General features: G+C 54.9%; 18 protein-coding genes. All 18 read right to left on the bottom strand.

Features of this window, described 5'->3' with window-relative positions; translation table 11 throughout:
- Positions 1 to 78 precede the first annotated feature (78 nt).
- The gene (locus tag ACZRMH_RS14905; protein WP_464014029.1) at positions 79 to 1,032 is read right to left on the bottom strand and encodes a fimbrial protein; all 954 of its coding nucleotides are present in this window, start codon (positions 1,030 to 1,032) and stop codon (positions 79 to 81) included.
- Between the two features lie 697 nt (positions 1,033 to 1,729).
- Entirely contained in the window at positions 1,730 to 2,680 is a 951-nt protein-coding gene (locus ACZRMH_RS14900; RefSeq protein ID WP_464014028.1) for a fimbrial protein, read from the bottom strand.
- A 45-nt stretch (positions 2,681 to 2,725) separates the two neighbouring features.
- A complete protein-coding gene (locus ACZRMH_RS14895; protein WP_464014027.1) occupies positions 2,726 to 3,277 on the bottom strand; it encodes a fimbrial protein in 552 nt (183 codons plus the stop codon).
- Positions 3,278 to 3,290: 13 nt separating this feature from the next.
- Complete coding sequence (locus tag ACZRMH_RS14890) at positions 3,291 to 3,770, bottom strand: fimbrial protein (RefSeq protein ID WP_464014026.1); 480 nt, start codon at positions 3,768 to 3,770, stop codon at positions 3,291 to 3,293.
- Between the two features lie 13 nt (positions 3,771 to 3,783).
- Positions 3,784 to 4,278, bottom strand: a complete 495-nt coding sequence (locus ACZRMH_RS14885) for a fimbrial protein (RefSeq protein ID WP_464014025.1) — start codon at positions 4,276 to 4,278, stop codon at positions 3,784 to 3,786.
- A 9-nt stretch (positions 4,279 to 4,287) separates the two neighbouring features.
- Positions 4,288 to 4,872, bottom strand: coding sequence for a fimbrial protein (locus tag ACZRMH_RS14880; protein ID WP_464014024.1), 585 nt, complete (start codon positions 4,870 to 4,872; stop codon positions 4,288 to 4,290).
- Complete coding sequence (locus ACZRMH_RS14875; protein ID WP_464014023.1) at positions 4,865 to 5,626, bottom strand: fimbria/pilus periplasmic chaperone; 762 nt, start codon at positions 5,624 to 5,626, stop codon at positions 4,865 to 4,867. The genes ACZRMH_RS14880 and ACZRMH_RS14875 overlap by 8 nt, the downstream gene beginning before the upstream one ends.
- Positions 5,623 to 8,196: a fimbria/pilus outer membrane usher protein gene (locus ACZRMH_RS14870; RefSeq protein ID WP_464014022.1), complete on the bottom strand. Its 2,574-nt coding sequence runs from the start codon at positions 8,194 to 8,196 to the stop codon at positions 5,623 to 5,625. Before ACZRMH_RS14870 ends, ACZRMH_RS14875 begins: the two co-directional genes overlap by 4 nt.
- Positions 8,197 to 8,763: a fimbrial protein gene (locus ACZRMH_RS14865; protein ID WP_464014021.1), complete on the bottom strand. Its 567-nt coding sequence runs from the start codon at positions 8,761 to 8,763 to the stop codon at positions 8,197 to 8,199.
- A 56-nt stretch (positions 8,764 to 8,819) separates the two neighbouring features.
- Positions 8,820 to 9,338: a fimbrial protein gene (locus ACZRMH_RS14860; RefSeq protein WP_464014020.1), complete on the bottom strand. Its 519-nt coding sequence runs from the start codon at positions 9,336 to 9,338 to the stop codon at positions 8,820 to 8,822.
- Positions 9,339 to 9,752: 414 nt separating this feature from the next.
- The gene (gene flhB, locus ACZRMH_RS14855; protein ID WP_464014019.1) at positions 9,753 to 10,889 is read right to left on the bottom strand and encodes a flagellar biosynthesis protein FlhB; all 1,137 of its coding nucleotides are present in this window, start codon (positions 10,887 to 10,889) and stop codon (positions 9,753 to 9,755) included.
- Positions 10,890 to 11,672 carry a flagellar biosynthetic protein FliR gene (fliR, locus tag ACZRMH_RS14850; protein WP_464014018.1) on the bottom strand — a complete coding sequence of 261 codons (783 nt, stop codon included), beginning with the start codon at positions 11,670 to 11,672 and terminating at the stop codon, positions 10,890 to 10,892. It lies immediately after the preceding gene.
- A complete protein-coding gene (gene fliQ, locus ACZRMH_RS14845) occupies positions 11,673 to 11,942 on the bottom strand; it encodes a flagellar biosynthesis protein FliQ (RefSeq protein WP_095002603.1) in 270 nt (89 codons plus the stop codon).
- Between the two features lie 3 nt (positions 11,943 to 11,945).
- The gene (fliP, locus tag ACZRMH_RS14840; protein ID WP_464014017.1) at positions 11,946 to 12,689 is read right to left on the bottom strand and encodes a flagellar type III secretion system pore protein FliP; all 744 of its coding nucleotides are present in this window, start codon (positions 12,687 to 12,689) and stop codon (positions 11,946 to 11,948) included.
- Entirely contained in the window at positions 12,689 to 13,129 is a 441-nt protein-coding gene (gene fliO, locus ACZRMH_RS14835) for a flagellar biosynthetic protein FliO (RefSeq protein ID WP_464014016.1), read from the bottom strand. The genes fliP and fliO overlap by 1 nt, the downstream gene beginning before the upstream one ends.
- Entirely contained in the window at positions 13,130 to 13,600 is a 471-nt protein-coding gene (fliN, locus tag ACZRMH_RS14830; protein WP_464014015.1) for a flagellar motor switch protein FliN, read from the bottom strand.
- A 57-nt stretch (positions 13,601 to 13,657) separates the two neighbouring features.
- Positions 13,658 to 14,626, bottom strand: a complete 969-nt coding sequence (fliM, locus tag ACZRMH_RS14825) for a flagellar motor switch protein FliM (protein ID WP_464014014.1) — start codon at positions 14,624 to 14,626, stop codon at positions 13,658 to 13,660.
- Between the two features lie 9 nt (positions 14,627 to 14,635).
- A complete protein-coding gene (fliL, locus tag ACZRMH_RS14820; RefSeq protein WP_464014013.1) occupies positions 14,636 to 15,127 on the bottom strand; it encodes a flagellar basal body-associated protein FliL in 492 nt (163 codons plus the stop codon).
- Positions 15,128 to 15,527 lie beyond the last annotated feature (400 nt).

Genomic DNA, 15,527 nt, shown 5'->3' with positions numbered 1-15,527 from the left:
GCTCGTCCCACGGCTGAGGCCACAAGGGCCTTGATCATCCGGAGGCAGCCTGGAATTTTTTGTGCTGAATGCAAAAACTCAAGGCGCGCTCAAGACCAACGTGGCGCTCGCATCAAAGGGCCCTGCCTTAGGCACGCTGCCTGTTCTGCGGAAAAGCGTAAACAACATAGTGTTTCTCCCTGAACTGTTGGTGATATTGGTTCTGAAAGAACCACCCGGTGGTACTAGCGAACTGAAATGAATCATCGCGGTGGCCAGATCAGGATTACTGGTGGCAAGGGCACGTGGGTTGAACGAAGAGGGGCTACCCAGAAACTTGATATCTATGGGTGAATCAATACCGGCATCCGGGCATGAATAATCCAGAACGACAGTTCGCCGGTAGGGTGTGCCCTCTGGTATATCCCCTGAGATTGCAAGAGGATCAATCGAACCAAAGTCAATATTAATTGGATTGTTATTATTAATCGTGCAGGTTGACGGGCTCAAATTGAGTTTGTTATCAGCATGGATATTGATAAACGTTGTGAAAAGTTGAGCCGGAAATATGACACTTGAGAGGCGCATCTCCAAATTGACGGTAGCAATGAGTGACTTATCCTTGATCTCAATATATTTGCCAGGCGTCGTAACGATATCCAAATACACACCACTTATCACGCGCACATAAGGCCCTGCGACATGTTTCCCCAAGAGAACACCAGACTGCACAGGTGTCGGATAGTAACTATTAGTCGACGTCACCAGGCCGCCCCGAAGATGACTATATTGCGGGTGAAACCTGACAGCATCGGACGCGGTTGTTACAGTTAGAACAGGCGAAATTGTATCCGGCCACGTTTGCCTGCAGTTCAATACATACTGATTCAGCAATACTTTATTGATGCTTTTGTTTGCTGCCACTTCGACATAGGCAGTAAACCCGTGCGTCTGCACATCATACCAGACACTCCCATTTAATTGGCACTCTACTTGTGCTGCACAGGCAACATGGGCCAGCATCAGCAACATCAACCCGGCCAGATATTTCATACAAATCTCCTCAATATAAAAGAACACTGTAAGTACATGGGCATCTGGATCAGCGTGCGAGAAAACTCAGGAGCAAGCGCAGTGCGCTTGGGTGGCTGACGTGCTGGAGATGGCGCTGGCTGTGGGGCCAAGGCTGAACGACTCGCAACCTTAGCGAAGCAGTGATGCTTGAGCTGAGCGATATCGTGGGTAAGCGGCTGGTTACAGGGCTTTAGCTGCAACACTTTTTTAGCAAGACGCTCGACATGCCCAAGCAACTGCGCAGCGAAACTGAGCAGTTGTTCGGTGTTGAGCTGATGGAGGTGGGTAACAGGGATCATGACAAATACCCTGCCTGATCGGCTGAGCGATATATGTCATCCATGTCCCTAAATGGGTACGGAAGGTTCCGTCAGACCCAAGGCACTACCAAGCATGATCTGGCCGCACCAAGGAGGCAGTGGCAGTAATATTACCTGCGCTCAGCGAGAAACCCGTCCTCTTGACCGGAACGAATTGCAAAGCCCGCCTGATTTAAACAAGAGGTGCTTGTGTGGGAGCGGGCTTGCCCGCGATGCCCGTAAACGATAGCCCGTGCTTACTGGCTAATTGCGACCTTCTTGAAACTTTCGCGAGCAGGCTCGCTCCCACGGTTGAGGCCACAAGGGCCTTGATCATCATGAGGCAGACTGGAATTTTTTGTACTGAATGCAAAAACTCAAGGCGCGCTCAAGATCAACGTGGCATTCGCATTGAAAAGCCCTCCTGCAGGTACACTGCCGGGTTTGCGGATAAGCTTAAAGTTCACCGTGTTGCTGCCTGAACTTCTGGTGACAGTGGTATTGAAAGAACTTCCCAGAGCCACTACCGAAGTACCACGCGTCATCGCGACTGCAAGATTTTCATTACTGGTGGCAAGGGCGCTTGGATTGAACGAAGAGGCAGTCCCCTGCAGTTTAGTATACACAACGGAGGATATACCGGCAGTAGGGCATGAGTAATTAAGGTTGACCGTTGTACTATAGGGCGTAAGGCTTGATGAGTCTCCCCCGGACACAAGCGGGTCCACCGAGCCAAAGTTCACGTCAATTGGATTGTTATTATTGATTGTGCAGGTAGCCGGATTCGTACTGTATGAGTTATTCGCATAGAAATTGACACGCACATTGATGTCCGTCTCAACCACCGAAAACCTCCAGGTCTTCAGTCTTAATAACAAATAAGCCATTTGTTGACCCTTAACAATATTTACATGAGTAAGTGCTGTTTGAGGACTTAACAGAAAAGACGGGCCTCCTGTCATAACCGTGGAAGAAGCGTTAGCTTCCTGTCTACCGATGAGAAGCCCCGCCGGAACAGGCAACCCCCTAGGAGTACCATTGAAAAAAAAGTTATGGAGCATGTTAAAGTATGGCATTACAAACCCAACAGAATTGTTCAATGTCAATACATCCAAAGCGTGGGATGATACAGGCCATTTGTCATGCTTACACTCAAGCCTGTAACCTACTGCCTTAAAAGCGTTATTAGTATAATCAGGTTCAAAATCAACATTAACGTTGATTTCACCATACAATGGATTCATCCAAGGACCATTATTTACTCGACACAATTGTGCACTGGCAACTTGTGCCAGCATCAAAAACATCACCCCAATCAGATATTTCATATACAACTCTTCACTATAAAACAACACTACAAAAGTGGCATACCTTTAAGGGTAGCCCAACGTAAAAGTCGAAACAGCCGTGTATTGCCCAGGCTGTATTGATCGATTGGCAAGAGCCTGCGGCTCCGCTTTGATAAATGCCTGGAAGGCAATTACGTTAGCGCCATTATTCAATACCTGCCTGTCACCGACTACATTTAACGGCAACAGTACGCCCCCGCGTGTTTCCAGCCCGATCGCCACCCCTTTTGCAACGGTGCCGCCCAGCGCCAGGAAACCCGGCAGTTGGGTGCTCTCGCTACCACTGAAAGTGGTTGTCACCATGTTGCCAATAGTTGTGTTGCACCCTTCAAGGTGAATCTGGATAGGCGTGCTAACAGTACGCAAGTTAAGATAAAGGTCAGCGTTGGTGACCGCACCAAAATCAATCGCCAGCGCCTCGTCGCCAGCCTTTATAGTGCAGGCTTGCGTAACCAGTGCCCCTTTGAGGGCCAGGGTGCTCGCTTCCAGGCCGTCATCTGCGCGCATCAAAGACACACCTAACAGCAGCGCGATAACTGCAGGTTGCCAGCGCTGGCTTTTGCTTTCAACTTGCATAAGACCACCCTTCTCACTCGTGATGAGCAACCAGTACTGCTACAGCATTAAAAGTACCCTCGCCCAGCGTGGCACCAGGCCTCTTGACCGGAACCACTTTCAGCGTCGGCGGGTTTGCCGCGGTAATTTGCACCTTTGTGTTGAGTGTAAATGGCAGATCATTTTGCAGTATCTTGATGCCAAGGTGATCCTTATCGGTCTTCACAGCTGCCGGATCAAAATCCGTTGCCACACCCGTCACCGTCAAGTACATGCTCCACGGCATTGTGCTACTCGTACAGCTAATTGAGTAAGTCAACGTTTTTTTGTAGTTTGTTCCATCGACTCTATTGGTGCCCATTTCTGCGAAGTCGATTGCGATAGTGGCACCGTTATTTATGGTGCAGGGCGGCGGTACTCTCAGGGTGCCTGTAAACGAGAGATTGGCCATTGCGTTACTGCAAAAGCCAATGGCACACGCTGCAAAAAGTGCAAATTGTTGGTTACGCCTCATCACTATTACCTCCTTATCTCAGTTCAGCTACTAATGTAGCTACAGCAGAAAATGTCCCTTCCGTTAACGTGCTCCCAGCTCTTTTTACAAGTACAGCCGTCACAACTGGATAGTTCGGGTAAGTGAAATTCACAGTGGCATTGCGATTCCAGTTAGATCCTCCCTGTTTAAGCCTGATACCAAGATCATCTTTATTGGTAGCCAGGACCATGCCGTCAAACGTGGCGCCTGCTCCGGTGAACTTCAAGGTCATTGAGGTGGTTGACTGCGGCCCACAGATCACGGTGTACGACACCGGTCGGCTGTAATTGATGCCGTTAATCTTAGACGCCTCAAGGTCGTTTCCAAACGCTACAGTCACCGTCCCTGTTGGATTGACTACACAGGGCGGAGGCAGAAGGACTGTGCCGCTGATACTTATATTATTGACCCCATAAGCACCTTGACAGCAGATCAGCAACAAACTGCCCAATGCAGTTACTGCCCGCCAATGTATTGACATGCTCATCGCTCCACCTCATTCATACACAAGCCTGAAATCAACGGCCGCCCGGAATGCTCCGTTGCTCAGCGCAGCCGAAGTGCGCACTGGCTGCACGTTCCAGGTCAGGGTGTCGTTGCCATGCTGCAAAAACAGAGGTTCACCGCGACTGCCCAAGGCTGCGTCCCGCCCAAGGGCATCGGTCAGGTGCAACCCCATCCCGGTAATCCCCTGCACCTTAACCAGCCGTGGGTCATCAGCATCGGCCGGAGCCACAAAAGCGACCGACACCACCGGCTGAGAAGCACTCCATACCAGATTGCCAGTGCGCTCACTCTGCAGGCTGCCCGACGCGCGCTGGCAATCGACAAAGCGCAATTGAAAAGCAACGGCTGTTGCACCATCGCCCGGGCGCTGCAACTGACTGCGAGACACACTGCCCAGGTCGACATCCTGATAGGCCGAGGACATGTCCAGGGCACAAGGTGCGTTCTGCAATGAACCGTACACATTCAGCACTCCACTCATGCCGTGGATGGCTTCGGCCCGGGCCTGCTGGGCACTCAACAGCAGCAGGCAACTCAGGCCCGCCACCGAGCACGCCCGCAATGCGTTACTCATTGGCCGAGGACGCAGCCACGTCCACCTTGCAGGTATTGCCCTCACAACCGAACACCAGGGTCGGGCGACCGCCGTAGTCATTCAGATAGGTCAAACGGGGTTTAGCGCCCAGGGCAGCTACACTCCCGCCCAGCTTCAACGACTCTTTGGGTGCCAGCATCAAGGGCTCGAAATCCGCGACGGTTTCCTTGTCTTTAGTGCTACGGGCATCAATCAGCGTGACGTAGTATGGGGTAGGGTTGTTTACCTGATAGTGATCCCCCATACGGGTGAGGGTCAGTTCCTGCTGCCAGGGTTCGGACCGCTCCTGTCGGCTCTGAACCAACGCGGCCGGGCGGTAGAACAACTTGATCCGGGTCTGCAGGGCTATTTGCAGGCTGTTGGCCTTGTCACTGCGAGGCGGAATTTCCCGCAGGTTGAAGTAATACACCGACTCCCTGTCTTGAGGGAGTGACTTGATAGCCGGTAACGACTGGACTTTGACCTGACTGTTTTTACCCGGCTCCAGGCGCTGCACAGGAGGGAGCACAATCAACGGTGAAGTGATCTTGTTGCCCTGCTCATCCTCGATCCAGCCCTGGGCCAGATAAGGCAATTTTGTGTTGTTATTGGTGATGTTCATGCTGACGGCTTCTTTGCTGCCATCAAACACTACACGGGTTCGATCCAGGCCAATGGCTGCATTGGCGTTGTTGATCAGGCACATGGCCACAAAGGCAGAGGCCGACATTGCGAAGCTGAATTTCTTGATCATGATGGAGTTATCTCTGTATCAGTAAGCTGGATCTGCGATGCAGATGCGGGTGTAGCGTTGTCAGGCATGACCATCTGGCAAGGTAGATCCAGGGTGGTGGCCAACCCGTCGGCCGGTAAATTGGCAGGCATTACCAGGGTGCAACGCTCGACGCCGCCCCAGGAGACAACCATCTTCTCCCCGGGCCGAATGCCGCTTAGATAGACACTGCCACCGTCATTGATAATGCCGGTTTCCTGCTGTTTCTCATTTTTCACCGTGCCACCGAACGGCGGCACGGTGCCATCGGACAGGTGCAGCACGGCCATGGCTTTGTGCCCGGCAACCAGATCCAGCGTGCGGTAGCCGATGGCGCCTTCCGTCAGGGTCAACTGGGTCACGGAGCGGGTCGCCTCAACATTTGCCGGCAAATTTTCCAGGTCAACACTGGCCACTGTGCGCACATAACCGTTGACGTCCGGGACCACCGCCTTGCCAAAGAAGTTACTGGTGGTTGCGCGCCCATAACCGCGCACAGGCACCCCCGACACACCGCTGGTATCGACCATCAAGCGAGTGCCGCCCGCACCTCCACTGCGATGCAGCGCCCCCCCGTATGGCGTTACCGTGGCGCCGCCACGCGCAGACATACCGAGGCTGGTATGGCGGTTTTCTTGCAGGCTGGCACTCAGGGACACATCGGCATGATCAGCGGTATGGCTTAGATAACCGCCGACGGAGTTGTTGCCTGCAGTCAATTGATACTGACTGCGCTCACTTAACTGGTCACTGAAACGCGCCGAATAGCTGTTTTTATTGTGCGAACTGTTGGCACTGCCAGACAAATGGCCGGACTTTCCAAAGGGCATGGTCAGCGATAGATACATACCGGTATTATCACTTTTGATACCCGTCTGCTGGTTTCGCTCCTGATTTCTGAACAAGTTGAATGAGAGATTCACGTTCTGGACCGACCCCATATTGAAAGAACGGGCCAGCGACAAGTTCCAGCGCTGACTGCTCGGCCGGTTCCAAAACGACTGATCGGTGAAAGTCAGGTAAGTGGAGACCCCGGCATCTCGAAAATGCTTGTTGAACGTGGCGGTATAAAGCGATTTACTGCTTCCCTCCGGCCTGCCGTACTCAAGCGCATTCAGGTATTCGCTGACGCTCACGTAGTTTTTTTCGGAAAACCGGTATCCGGCAAAGGAGACCTGGCTGTCGTACTCTTCAAATCGTTTCGAATAGCTCAGACGGTAGGAGGCGCCGGATAGCGTATCGCCCTGCAGCGTGGTTCTGGCTCGCGAAGCATCGAATGACAACGCACCAAAGGCCAGCAGATCGCGCCCGACACCCAGCGATAACGCCGTGTAGTTACTGTCACTGATGCCCCCGCCATAAAGCGACCAGCCATTATTGACCCCCCAGGAAAACTCACCCGAGCCAAAGGCTCTGCCTTGCCCTGAGCCATGCATGCTCGGCCGGCCGGCGGCCAGTTTGTAGCGCACAGTACCGGGGCGTGTCAGGTAGGGAATACTGGATGACTCGACCTTGAACGAATTGACACTGCCATCTTGCTCTTCTACCCGCACATCCAGGCTGCCACTAATGGCATTATTGAGATCCTGGATGCGGAAGGGCCCCGCCGCGACCAATGTTTCATACAGCACCAGACCCTGCTGGCTGATAGTGACCTTGGCATTGCTTTTGGCAACACCGACAACCTCTGGCGCATAGCCTCGCAAATTGGGCGGCAACTGATTGTCATCGGAGCTGAGTGCGAAACCGGTAAAACCGAAGCTGTCGAACATGTCCGAATGCAGGTAGCTTTCCCCCAACATCAGGTTTGAATGAATTGAAGGCAATGCCCGATAAGCATAGAAACGGTTCCACTCAAGCCCTTGCTCATGCCCATTTCTTTCATTGTCGACACGACCTTGCCAGTTGGCACGCAAGCGCCAGGGCCCTGCATTGGCACCCAAAGTGCCATTGCCGCTCAGGTTGTTGCGGCTTGCGGTTTTTCTCTGGTTGACTGATTGCCCCGTGAGGTTGTAATCAAACAGCACGCCAGGCACTCCTTCATCCCATCGGGAGGGCGGATCCCAGTCCTGCGCGCTGTACTCAAGATAGGCATGAGGGATGGAGATATTCAGCGTGGAAGTACTCAAATCGCCATTGATTTCCATACCCGACAGACTGCTGCTGTCCAGGCATTCGCCGCCTTTCCACCAGGTGAGTTCGCTCATCTGGTTTTTCTTCAAGCCCAATTGTTCCACCAGATCGGCAGACACGCACGCCTGGCTGCCTTTGGGGTCATCGTCAGGAGGGTAAAAGGCAACGCGCTGCTCAGGCAGCGAGTGCGTGTTTATCTGTACCCGCATCAGGTAGTTGCCCGGCAAGATAAAACCGCTACGAGAAAACTGTGATAAATCGATATTGCTGCGATCGTTCAGATCAAGAATATCGGTATTGAACTGGATGTCTTCAGCGGCCAATACCTCGCCCGCAATCGATATCAGCCCGCTCAACAGCCCGGTACGCAGCATCGCTGCGGTGACTGCGCGATCGCGAAAGGTAAACAGCCCGTTCATTCAGAAATACTCCAGCCTGAAGCGCACCGCTGCACGGTGAGACCCGGCTGCCATGGGGCGACCATTGCCGACCAGTTGAAGGGTGTAGCGCAGTTCTTGATCCTTTCCGGTAAGCGATATCAGAGACATCGGCACTCCCGGTGTACTTTGCTGCCCTTGCAAATCGGCAATCCGCAGGGCCAGACCGCTTGAGGTCCCCGCAGTGGCAAACAGGCGCCCATCGCCATCGGCCAGCCCTTCAAAGGTCACCCTGAGGTGCTGCCAATCAGGCAAATTAGTACCGGGGCGATAAGGATCGGGGCGAGTCAATGCACACTTGATCAAACGCAATGAGAAAGCATGAGGCTCACCCTCGCCCTGGCGAATAAGCCGGCCCATGGGCAGAGCATCCAGTTCAATGATTTGATCTGCACTTTTTGCATCCAGCGCACAGGCAGAGTCAATCACTTCGCCAGCCAGCATTACACGACCACTACCCTGATTATTTTGTGCTGCAGCGCAACCGACAAACACACTTGCAAACACGAACAACACACCAGTAACAGGCAACTTCAAGAATGCTTTCACACTTAGTTCCCGCCAAATTTACCCTGCTGGTGAATGAACAACAGCAGGGCAAAGCTTTACTTGTAAGCCAGGGTGAAGTTAGTCGTTGCCGTGTACGCGCCTGGATTAATAGCCTTCGTCGCATGACTTTGCAGATAGGCGCTAAAAGCCAAGGTATTACTGCCGGCCTGAATCACCTGCGTTTTGGTCGGGGTACCTAAAACAATAGGAGTGCCAGAGGTATCAACCAGCATGATGCCGAACGAGTCGAACGAAGGACCGCTAACAGCCAATGCGCCAAGCACAGCTTGCGAACCGCCCCCTGTGAAAGTGGCCGTCACGGTGTTGTCGGTGAGGCCGCTGAGGGAGCAGCCGATAAGATCTATATTGAAGGTTGTTACCGGGCTTTTACCTCCCGATGCCAGCACAGACTTGGCAGTCTGCCCCAGAGAAATCGTCTGATCGACACTACTCGCACCCAAGGAGCAGGCAGAATCCAGAATCTCACCCTCAAAATTAATTTGACCTGCTACGGCCGAAGCAGAAACAGCCAGCAAGACCATGGACGCCATGGCCGTTTTCATTGAAAAACCCATTAAATCTCTCCCGTGCAGACGCACTTAAAACAATGATAAAGCCAGTAAGGCCTCGGTAGTTTCAACCGATGCAAACCATTATGTGTTTTTGCCACTGAGCGCAGCAGGAGAGAAATTAACAGTCAGTCAAAATTTAATATGTAGGGAATTTCTCTGGCTAGCGACAGAAAAAACACAAATAAAAAGCAGGATAACCCCAACAAAAAACAAAAGTTATTTGTTATGACAACACCAATACAACTCAACAGTATTATTAAATTACAACCTGCTTTTAATTTAAGATATGTCTGAGACAGGCATAACTTTCAGGCTTTTATTATAAGCAATTTAAACACAGGCATTAAGCAGCAGAAACCAGTATTGCAAACGCAACTTATTTACACACAACAGACCTGCTCAGCCACTGCCTGGCACTTACTCATCACGCCTTAAATCCGGGGGAATCGGCAGATCCTTGAGCGGGTCCGGACGCTTGCCCTTGCCCGCCTGGTGCTGGCGGATCTGATACACGTAGGCCAGCACCTGAGCCACAGCCAGGTACAAGCCAGCCGGAATCTCCTGCTCCAGTTCCGTGGAGTGGTAGATCGAACGCGCCAGCGCCGGGGACTCCAGCAGCAGGATGTTGTGCTTGGCACCAATTTCGCGAATTTTCAGGGCCAAAAAGTCGCTGCCCTTGGCCAGCAGCATGGGCGCTCCGCCCTTCTCCGGGTCGTATTTGAGGGCCACGGCATAGTGCGTCGGGTTGGTAATGATGACGTCAGCATCGGGGATTGCAGCCATCATCCGGCGCTGGGACATTTCCCGCTGCAACTGGCGAATACGCTGTTTGACCTCGGGGCGACCTTCCTGGTCCTTGTGCTCGTCACGCACTTCCTGCTTGGTCATCAGCAGCTTTTGATGGCTTTCCCACAGTTGTACCGGTACGTCCACTGCGGCAATCAGGATCAGCCCGCAGGCCATCCACAGGGCGCTCCAGGCCACCACTTGCAAGCTGTGGATCACCGCCAGCTCCAGGGGTTCGTGGGCGATGCGCAGTAAATCGTCGATATCGGACTTCAACACCAGCAAAGCCACGATCAGAATGATGAAGAACTTGGCCAGAGCCTTGAGCAGCTCGACCAGCGCCTTGGCCGAGAACATCCGTTTGATCCCGGCTGCTGGGTTCATACGGCTGAATTTGGGCGCCAGGCTGCCAGCGGCGAAAAGCCAGCCACCCAGGGAAATGGGCCCCACCAGCGCGGCAATCAACAAGGTGATCAATACCGGTTGCAGGGCAAGCAAGGCGATCTTGCCCGAGTGCAGCAGGAATGCACCCATGGAGTCGGGGTTAAGCAGCACGTCACGGCTCAGGCTGAAGTTGTAGCGCATCAGCTCCATCATGTCCTGCGCCAGCGCGCCGCCGAAAATCAGCAAACCCGCCGAACCGGCCAGCATGATGGCCAAGGTGTTCAGTTCTTTGGAGCGGGCGATCTCGCCCTTTTCCCTGGAGTCTTTTTTGCGTTTCTCCGTGGGGTCTTCTGTTTTATCGGCGCCACTCTCGCTTTCGGCCATTTACTTCGCCTGCGCCAGTTCGCGTAAAAACTGCAGGGCCTCGGAGGCCAGCGGTTGATACTGGTTGAGAATGTCGGCCATGCTGATCCACAGGATCACCATGCCCAGCACCAGGGTCAGCGGAAAGCCGATGGCGAAGATGTTCAGTTGCGGCGCAGCCCGGGTCATTACGCCAAAGGCAATGTTGACCACCAGCAGCGCAGTGATCGCCGGCAGTACCAGAAGCAACGCCGCGCCCAGCACCCAACCGAGCTTGTTGGCAATTTCCCAGTAGTGATTGCTCAACAAGCCGCCGCCCACCGGCAAGGTGGTGAAACTCTCGGTCAGTACCTCGAACACCACCAGATGACCGTTCATTGACAGAAACAGCAGGGTCACCAACATGGTGAAGAACTGCCCGATCACCGCCACGTTAACCCCGTTGGCCGGGTCGACCATGGACGCAAAGCCCATGCCCATCTGGATCGCGACAATCTGCCCGGCCACCACAAATGCCTGGAAAAACAGCTGCAACGAGAACCCCAGCAGCGCACCGATAACGATTTGCTCGGCAATCAGCATCAAGCCACTGAGGTCCAGCGGGTTGACCGTGGGCAACGGCGGCAGGCTGGGCATGATTGCCAGGGTGATGGCCAATGACAGAAACAGCTTGATGCGCTTGGGCACCAGGGTCGTGCCGATGATCGGCATGGTGGTCAGCAGCGCGCCCACCCGGAACAGCGGCAGCATAAAGCTGGCGACCCAGGTACTGATCTGCGCATCCGTCAGGGCGAGCAGCGACATTTAGCCGATCAACTGCGGAATGCTGCCGTACAACTGCAGGATATATTCCATAAAGGTCTGCACCAGCCACGGCCCCGCCACGATCAGGGTGACCAGCATCACCAGCAAACGCGGGAGGAAGCTAAGGGTTTGTTCGTTGATCTGGGTCGCGGCCTGGAACATGGCCACCAGCAAGCCCACCAGCAAGCTGGGGATCACCAGTACGGCGACCATCAGGGTGGTCAGCCACAATGCGCTGCGAAACAGGTCAACCGCGACTTCTGGGGTCATGGCTCACACTCCGCCGAAACTGCTGGCCAGGGTGCCGATAATCAGCGCCCAGCCATCGACCAGGACAAACAGCATGATTTTGAACGGCAGCGAGATAATCAGCGGCGAGAGCATCATCATGCCCATGGCCATCAGCACACTGGCCACCACCAGGTCGATGATCAGAAACGGGATAAAAATCATAAAACCGATCTGGAATGCGGTTTTCAGCTCCGAGGTCACAAACGCCGGCACCAGAATGGTCAGCGGCGCCGCATCCGGGGTGGCGATATCCGTGCGTTTGGACAGGCGCATAAACAGCTCAAGGTCGCTGCTGCGGGTCTGTGCCAGCATAAAGTCCTTGATCGGCACTTCAGCCTTGAGAATCGCGTCCTGGGCCGTGAGCTTTTCCGCCAGATAAGGCTGCAGGGCGTCGTTGTTCACCCGGTCGAATACCGGAGCCATGATAAACATAGTCAAAAACAGCGCCATACCGGTCAGGATCTGGTTCGACGGGGTTTGCTGCAAGCCCAGCGCCTGACGCAGAATCGAGAACACGATGATGATCCGGGTAAAACTGGTCATCAGCATGACGAACGCCGGGATAAAGCTCAGCGCGGTCATGATCAGGAGGATTTGCAGGCTGACCGAATATTCCTGCTGGCCGTTGGCCCCGGTGCCCAGGGTAATGGCCGGGATCGACAGCGGGTCGGCGCCCAACGCCAATGGTGCGACCAGCGCCAACAACAGCGCGACAACTAAACGCATTACGGCTTGTCCTTTTGCTGGCCCAGTACTTCCATCAGTCGCTTGGCAAATTCGGGGGTGGCCGGTTGTGTCGTGTCCGGTAGTTGCACCGGTTCCTTGAGCACATGCAGCGGGGTAATACGGCCCGGCGTAAGGCCAAGCAGGATCTGCTCATTGCCGACTTGTACCAGCACCAGCCGATCCCGCGCGCCCAGGGCGCGCGAGCTGATCAGTTCGATCACCTGACCCTGGCGCGGCCCTGCCTGCTGCACTCGGCGCAGCAGCCAGGCCAGAGCAAAGATCAGCCCCAGCACCAGCAGCAAGCCCAGCACCAGCTGCGTCAATTGCCCGCCAATGCTGCTGCCAACCACAGGCGCAGCGGCCGCCGTGGCATTGGCCAGGGGTTCTGCCGCCAGCACGCTCAAGGGCAAAGCCAGTAAACCGCCGAGAAGCCACTTCATTTAGCGCAGCTTCTTGATGCGTTCGCTTGGGCTGATCACGTCCGTCAGGCGGATGCCGAACTTTTCGTTGACCACCACCACTTCGCCGTGGGCAATCAGGGTGCCGTTGACCAGCACGTCCAGTGGTTCACCGGCCAGACGATCAAGCTCGATCACCGAGCCCTGGTTGAGTTGCAGCAGGTTGCGGATATTGATGTCGGTGCTGCCCACTTCCATGGAAATCGACACCGGAATATCCAGAATCACATCCAGGTTGGGGCCATCCAGGGTCACCGGCTGGTTATTGTTAGTGCGCGGCACGCTGCCGAACTCTTCCATCGCCAGGCGATTGGAGGACGGTTTGGTCGCCGCATCGGCAGCCAGCAGCGCATCGATATCTGCCTGGCCAACATCGCCGGTTTCTTCCAGTGCCGCTGCCCATTCATCAGCCAGTGCCTGGTCTGCAGCAGTTGTATCGTGTTCGTTAGCCATGGGATTTCCTCGGCGGGCAGTGATTCGTTAACGCAGCAAATGGGGGGGGACCGGCGCCTAACGCCGGTCGATGGGCTCAATCACTTGCAGGGCCAGATGGCCCTTGTGCGAGCCCAGCTTGACCTTGAACGAGGGTACGCCGTTGGCGCGCATCACCAGTTCATCGTCCAGCTCAATGGGGATCACGTCGCCGGGTTGCATATGCAAGATGTCGCGCAGACGCAATTGGCGGCGGGCCACGGTGGCACTCAGTGGCACGCTGACATCCAGCACGTCTTCACGCAGGGCCTTGCTCCAGCGTTCGTCCTGGTCGTCGAGGTCGGACTGGAAACCGGCATCGAGCATCTCGCGCACCGGCTCGATCATCGAATACGGCATGGTCACGTGCAGGTCGCCGCCACCGCCATCGAGTTCGATATGGAAAGTGGAGACCACGATAGCTTCGCTGGGGCCGACGATATTGGCCATGGCCGGGTTCACTTCCGAGTTGATGTACTCGAAATTGACTTCCATGATCGCCTGCCAGGCTTCCTTCAAGTCGATAAACGCCTGCTCCAGCACCATGCGCACCACCCGCAACTCGGTGGGGGTGAATTCGCGGCCTTCGATCTTGGCGTGGCGGCCGTCGCCGCCAAAGAAGTTGTCCACCAGCTTGAACACCAGCTTGGCGTCGAGGATAAACAGCGCCGTGCCGCGCAGCGGCTTGATCTTCACCAGGTTAAGGCTGGTAGGCACATACAGCGAGTGTACGTACTCGCCGAATTTCATTACCTGCACCCCGCCCACTGCCACGTCCGCCGAGCGGCGCAGCAGGTTGAACATGCTGATACGGGTGTAGCGGGCGAAGCGTTCGTTGATCATTTCCAGGGTCGGCATGCGGCCCCGGACAATGCGGTCCTGACTGGTCAGGTCGTAGCTTTTGACACTGCCGGGCTCGGCAGCTGATTCGGCCTGTACCAGACCGTCATCGACGCCATGCAGCAGCGCGTCGATCTCATCCTGGGACAGCAGGTCTTGCACGGCCATGTCGTGATCCTACTGCAATACAAAGTTAGTGAAGAGCGCCTGGTCGATAACCACTTTGCCGAGTTCTTTCTGCGCTACTTCCTGCACGCTGGCAGTGGTTTTCTGGCGCAGGATTTCCTGGCCCACTGGGGTGGCGAGGTCGTCAAAGGTCTGCCCGGAGAACAGCATCACCAGATTGTTGCGAATCACCGGTATATGCACCATCAGCGCCTTGAGATCGGCGGGGTCGCGCGCCTGCAAGGTCACACTCACTTGCATGTAGCGCTGGCGGCCATTGGCGTTGAAATTGACCACAAAGGCCGGGGCCATGGGTTCGTAGATCGCGGGCAGCTTGACGTTGGTATCGACGGTGGCCACCGGCTCGCTCTTGGGGGAGTGCATGAAGTACCAGGTCGCGCCCACGGAAAGGCCAATCGCCAGCAGCACAGCCACGACGACCAGGATAATCAGCTTGAGTTTGCCCTTGCCGGCCGGTTCATTTACCGCGTCGCTCGTCGCCATGCCAATAATCCGTCACTTTGGGGTTTTCACAGGTGCTGGACTAGGCAGAGCAAGTGTTATGCCAGAAGTGAGCGCGAGATAAATACCCGCCCTGCAGCTGCCGAAGGAACGAGGCAGCTACGGGAAATTGCCCAGTACACGCGTACGTAACAGGACCGGAGCGAAGGCCGTACGATGGGCATGGCCTCAATGCTGGATATGTACTCGCAATTCCAGTTAAAACCACCGAGTACATATCCATTCGATGTGTCACGGCTTTCTACGGGTTCCGCCCTTACGGCGGCTCACTTTTGTCAAACAGCGGTACGTGTCAAGGTACCTGTCGCCTTGGTACTTCTTGCGACTACCGATTACGGCTTATGCACCAGCGCGCTCGGGATTCAAATACACCGTATCTGCC

This window comes from Pseudomonas sp. B414 (genome assembly GCF_055408445.1).
The sequence above is the reverse complement of the archived record's forward strand: the minus strand, read 5'-3'. Positions and strand labels throughout refer to the sequence as shown.

Coding starts and splice junctions, on each gene's coding strand:
- ACZRMH_RS14870 (WP_464014022.1), bottom strand. CDS start 8,196: ATGAACGGGCTGTTTACCTTTCGCGATCGCGCAGTCACCGCAGCGATG.
- fliN (WP_464014015.1), bottom strand. CDS start 13,600: ATGGCTAACGAACACGATACAACTGCTGCAGACCAGGCACTGGCTGAT.
- ACZRMH_RS14905 (WP_464014029.1), bottom strand. CDS start 1,032: ATGAAATATCTGGCCGGGTTGATGTTGCTGATGCTGGCCCATGTTGCC.
- ACZRMH_RS14890 (WP_464014026.1), bottom strand. CDS start 3,770: ATGAGGCGTAACCAACAATTTGCACTTTTTGCAGCGTGTGCCATTGGC.
- ACZRMH_RS14900 (WP_464014028.1), bottom strand. CDS start 2,680: ATGAAATATCTGATTGGGGTGATGTTTTTGATGCTGGCACAAGTTGCC.
- fliR (WP_464014018.1), bottom strand. CDS start 11,672: ATGTCGCTGCTCGCCCTGACGGATGCGCAGATCAGTACCTGGGTCGCC.
- fliQ (WP_095002603.1), bottom strand. CDS start 11,942: ATGACCCCAGAAGTCGCGGTTGACCTGTTTCGCAGCGCATTGTGGCTG.
- ACZRMH_RS14885 (WP_464014025.1), bottom strand. CDS start 4,278: ATGAGCATGTCAATACATTGGCGGGCAGTAACTGCATTGGGCAGTTTG.
- ACZRMH_RS14860 (WP_464014020.1), bottom strand. CDS start 9,338: ATGGGTTTTTCAATGAAAACGGCCATGGCGTCCATGGTCTTGCTGGCT.
- fliO (WP_464014016.1), bottom strand. CDS start 13,129: ATGAAGTGGCTTCTCGGCGGTTTACTGGCTTTGCCCTTGAGCGTGCTG.
- ACZRMH_RS14875 (WP_464014023.1), bottom strand. CDS start 5,626: ATGATCAAGAAATTCAGCTTCGCAATGTCGGCCTCTGCCTTTGTGGCC.
- ACZRMH_RS14880 (WP_464014024.1), bottom strand. CDS start 4,872: ATGAGTAACGCATTGCGGGCGTGCTCGGTGGCGGGCCTGAGTTGCCTG.
- fliL (WP_464014013.1), bottom strand. CDS start 15,127: ATGGCGACGAGCGACGCGGTAAATGAACCGGCCGGCAAGGGCAAACTC.
- ACZRMH_RS14895 (WP_464014027.1), bottom strand. CDS start 3,277: ATGCAAGTTGAAAGCAAAAGCCAGCGCTGGCAACCTGCAGTTATCGCG.
- flhB (WP_464014019.1), bottom strand. CDS start 10,889: ATGGCCGAAAGCGAGAGTGGCGCCGATAAAACAGAAGACCCCACGGAG.
- fliM (WP_464014014.1), bottom strand. CDS start 14,626: ATGGCCGTGCAAGACCTGCTGTCCCAGGATGAGATCGACGCGCTGCTG.
- fliP (WP_464014017.1), bottom strand. CDS start 12,689: ATGCGTTTAGTTGTCGCGCTGTTGTTGGCGCTGGTCGCACCATTGGCG.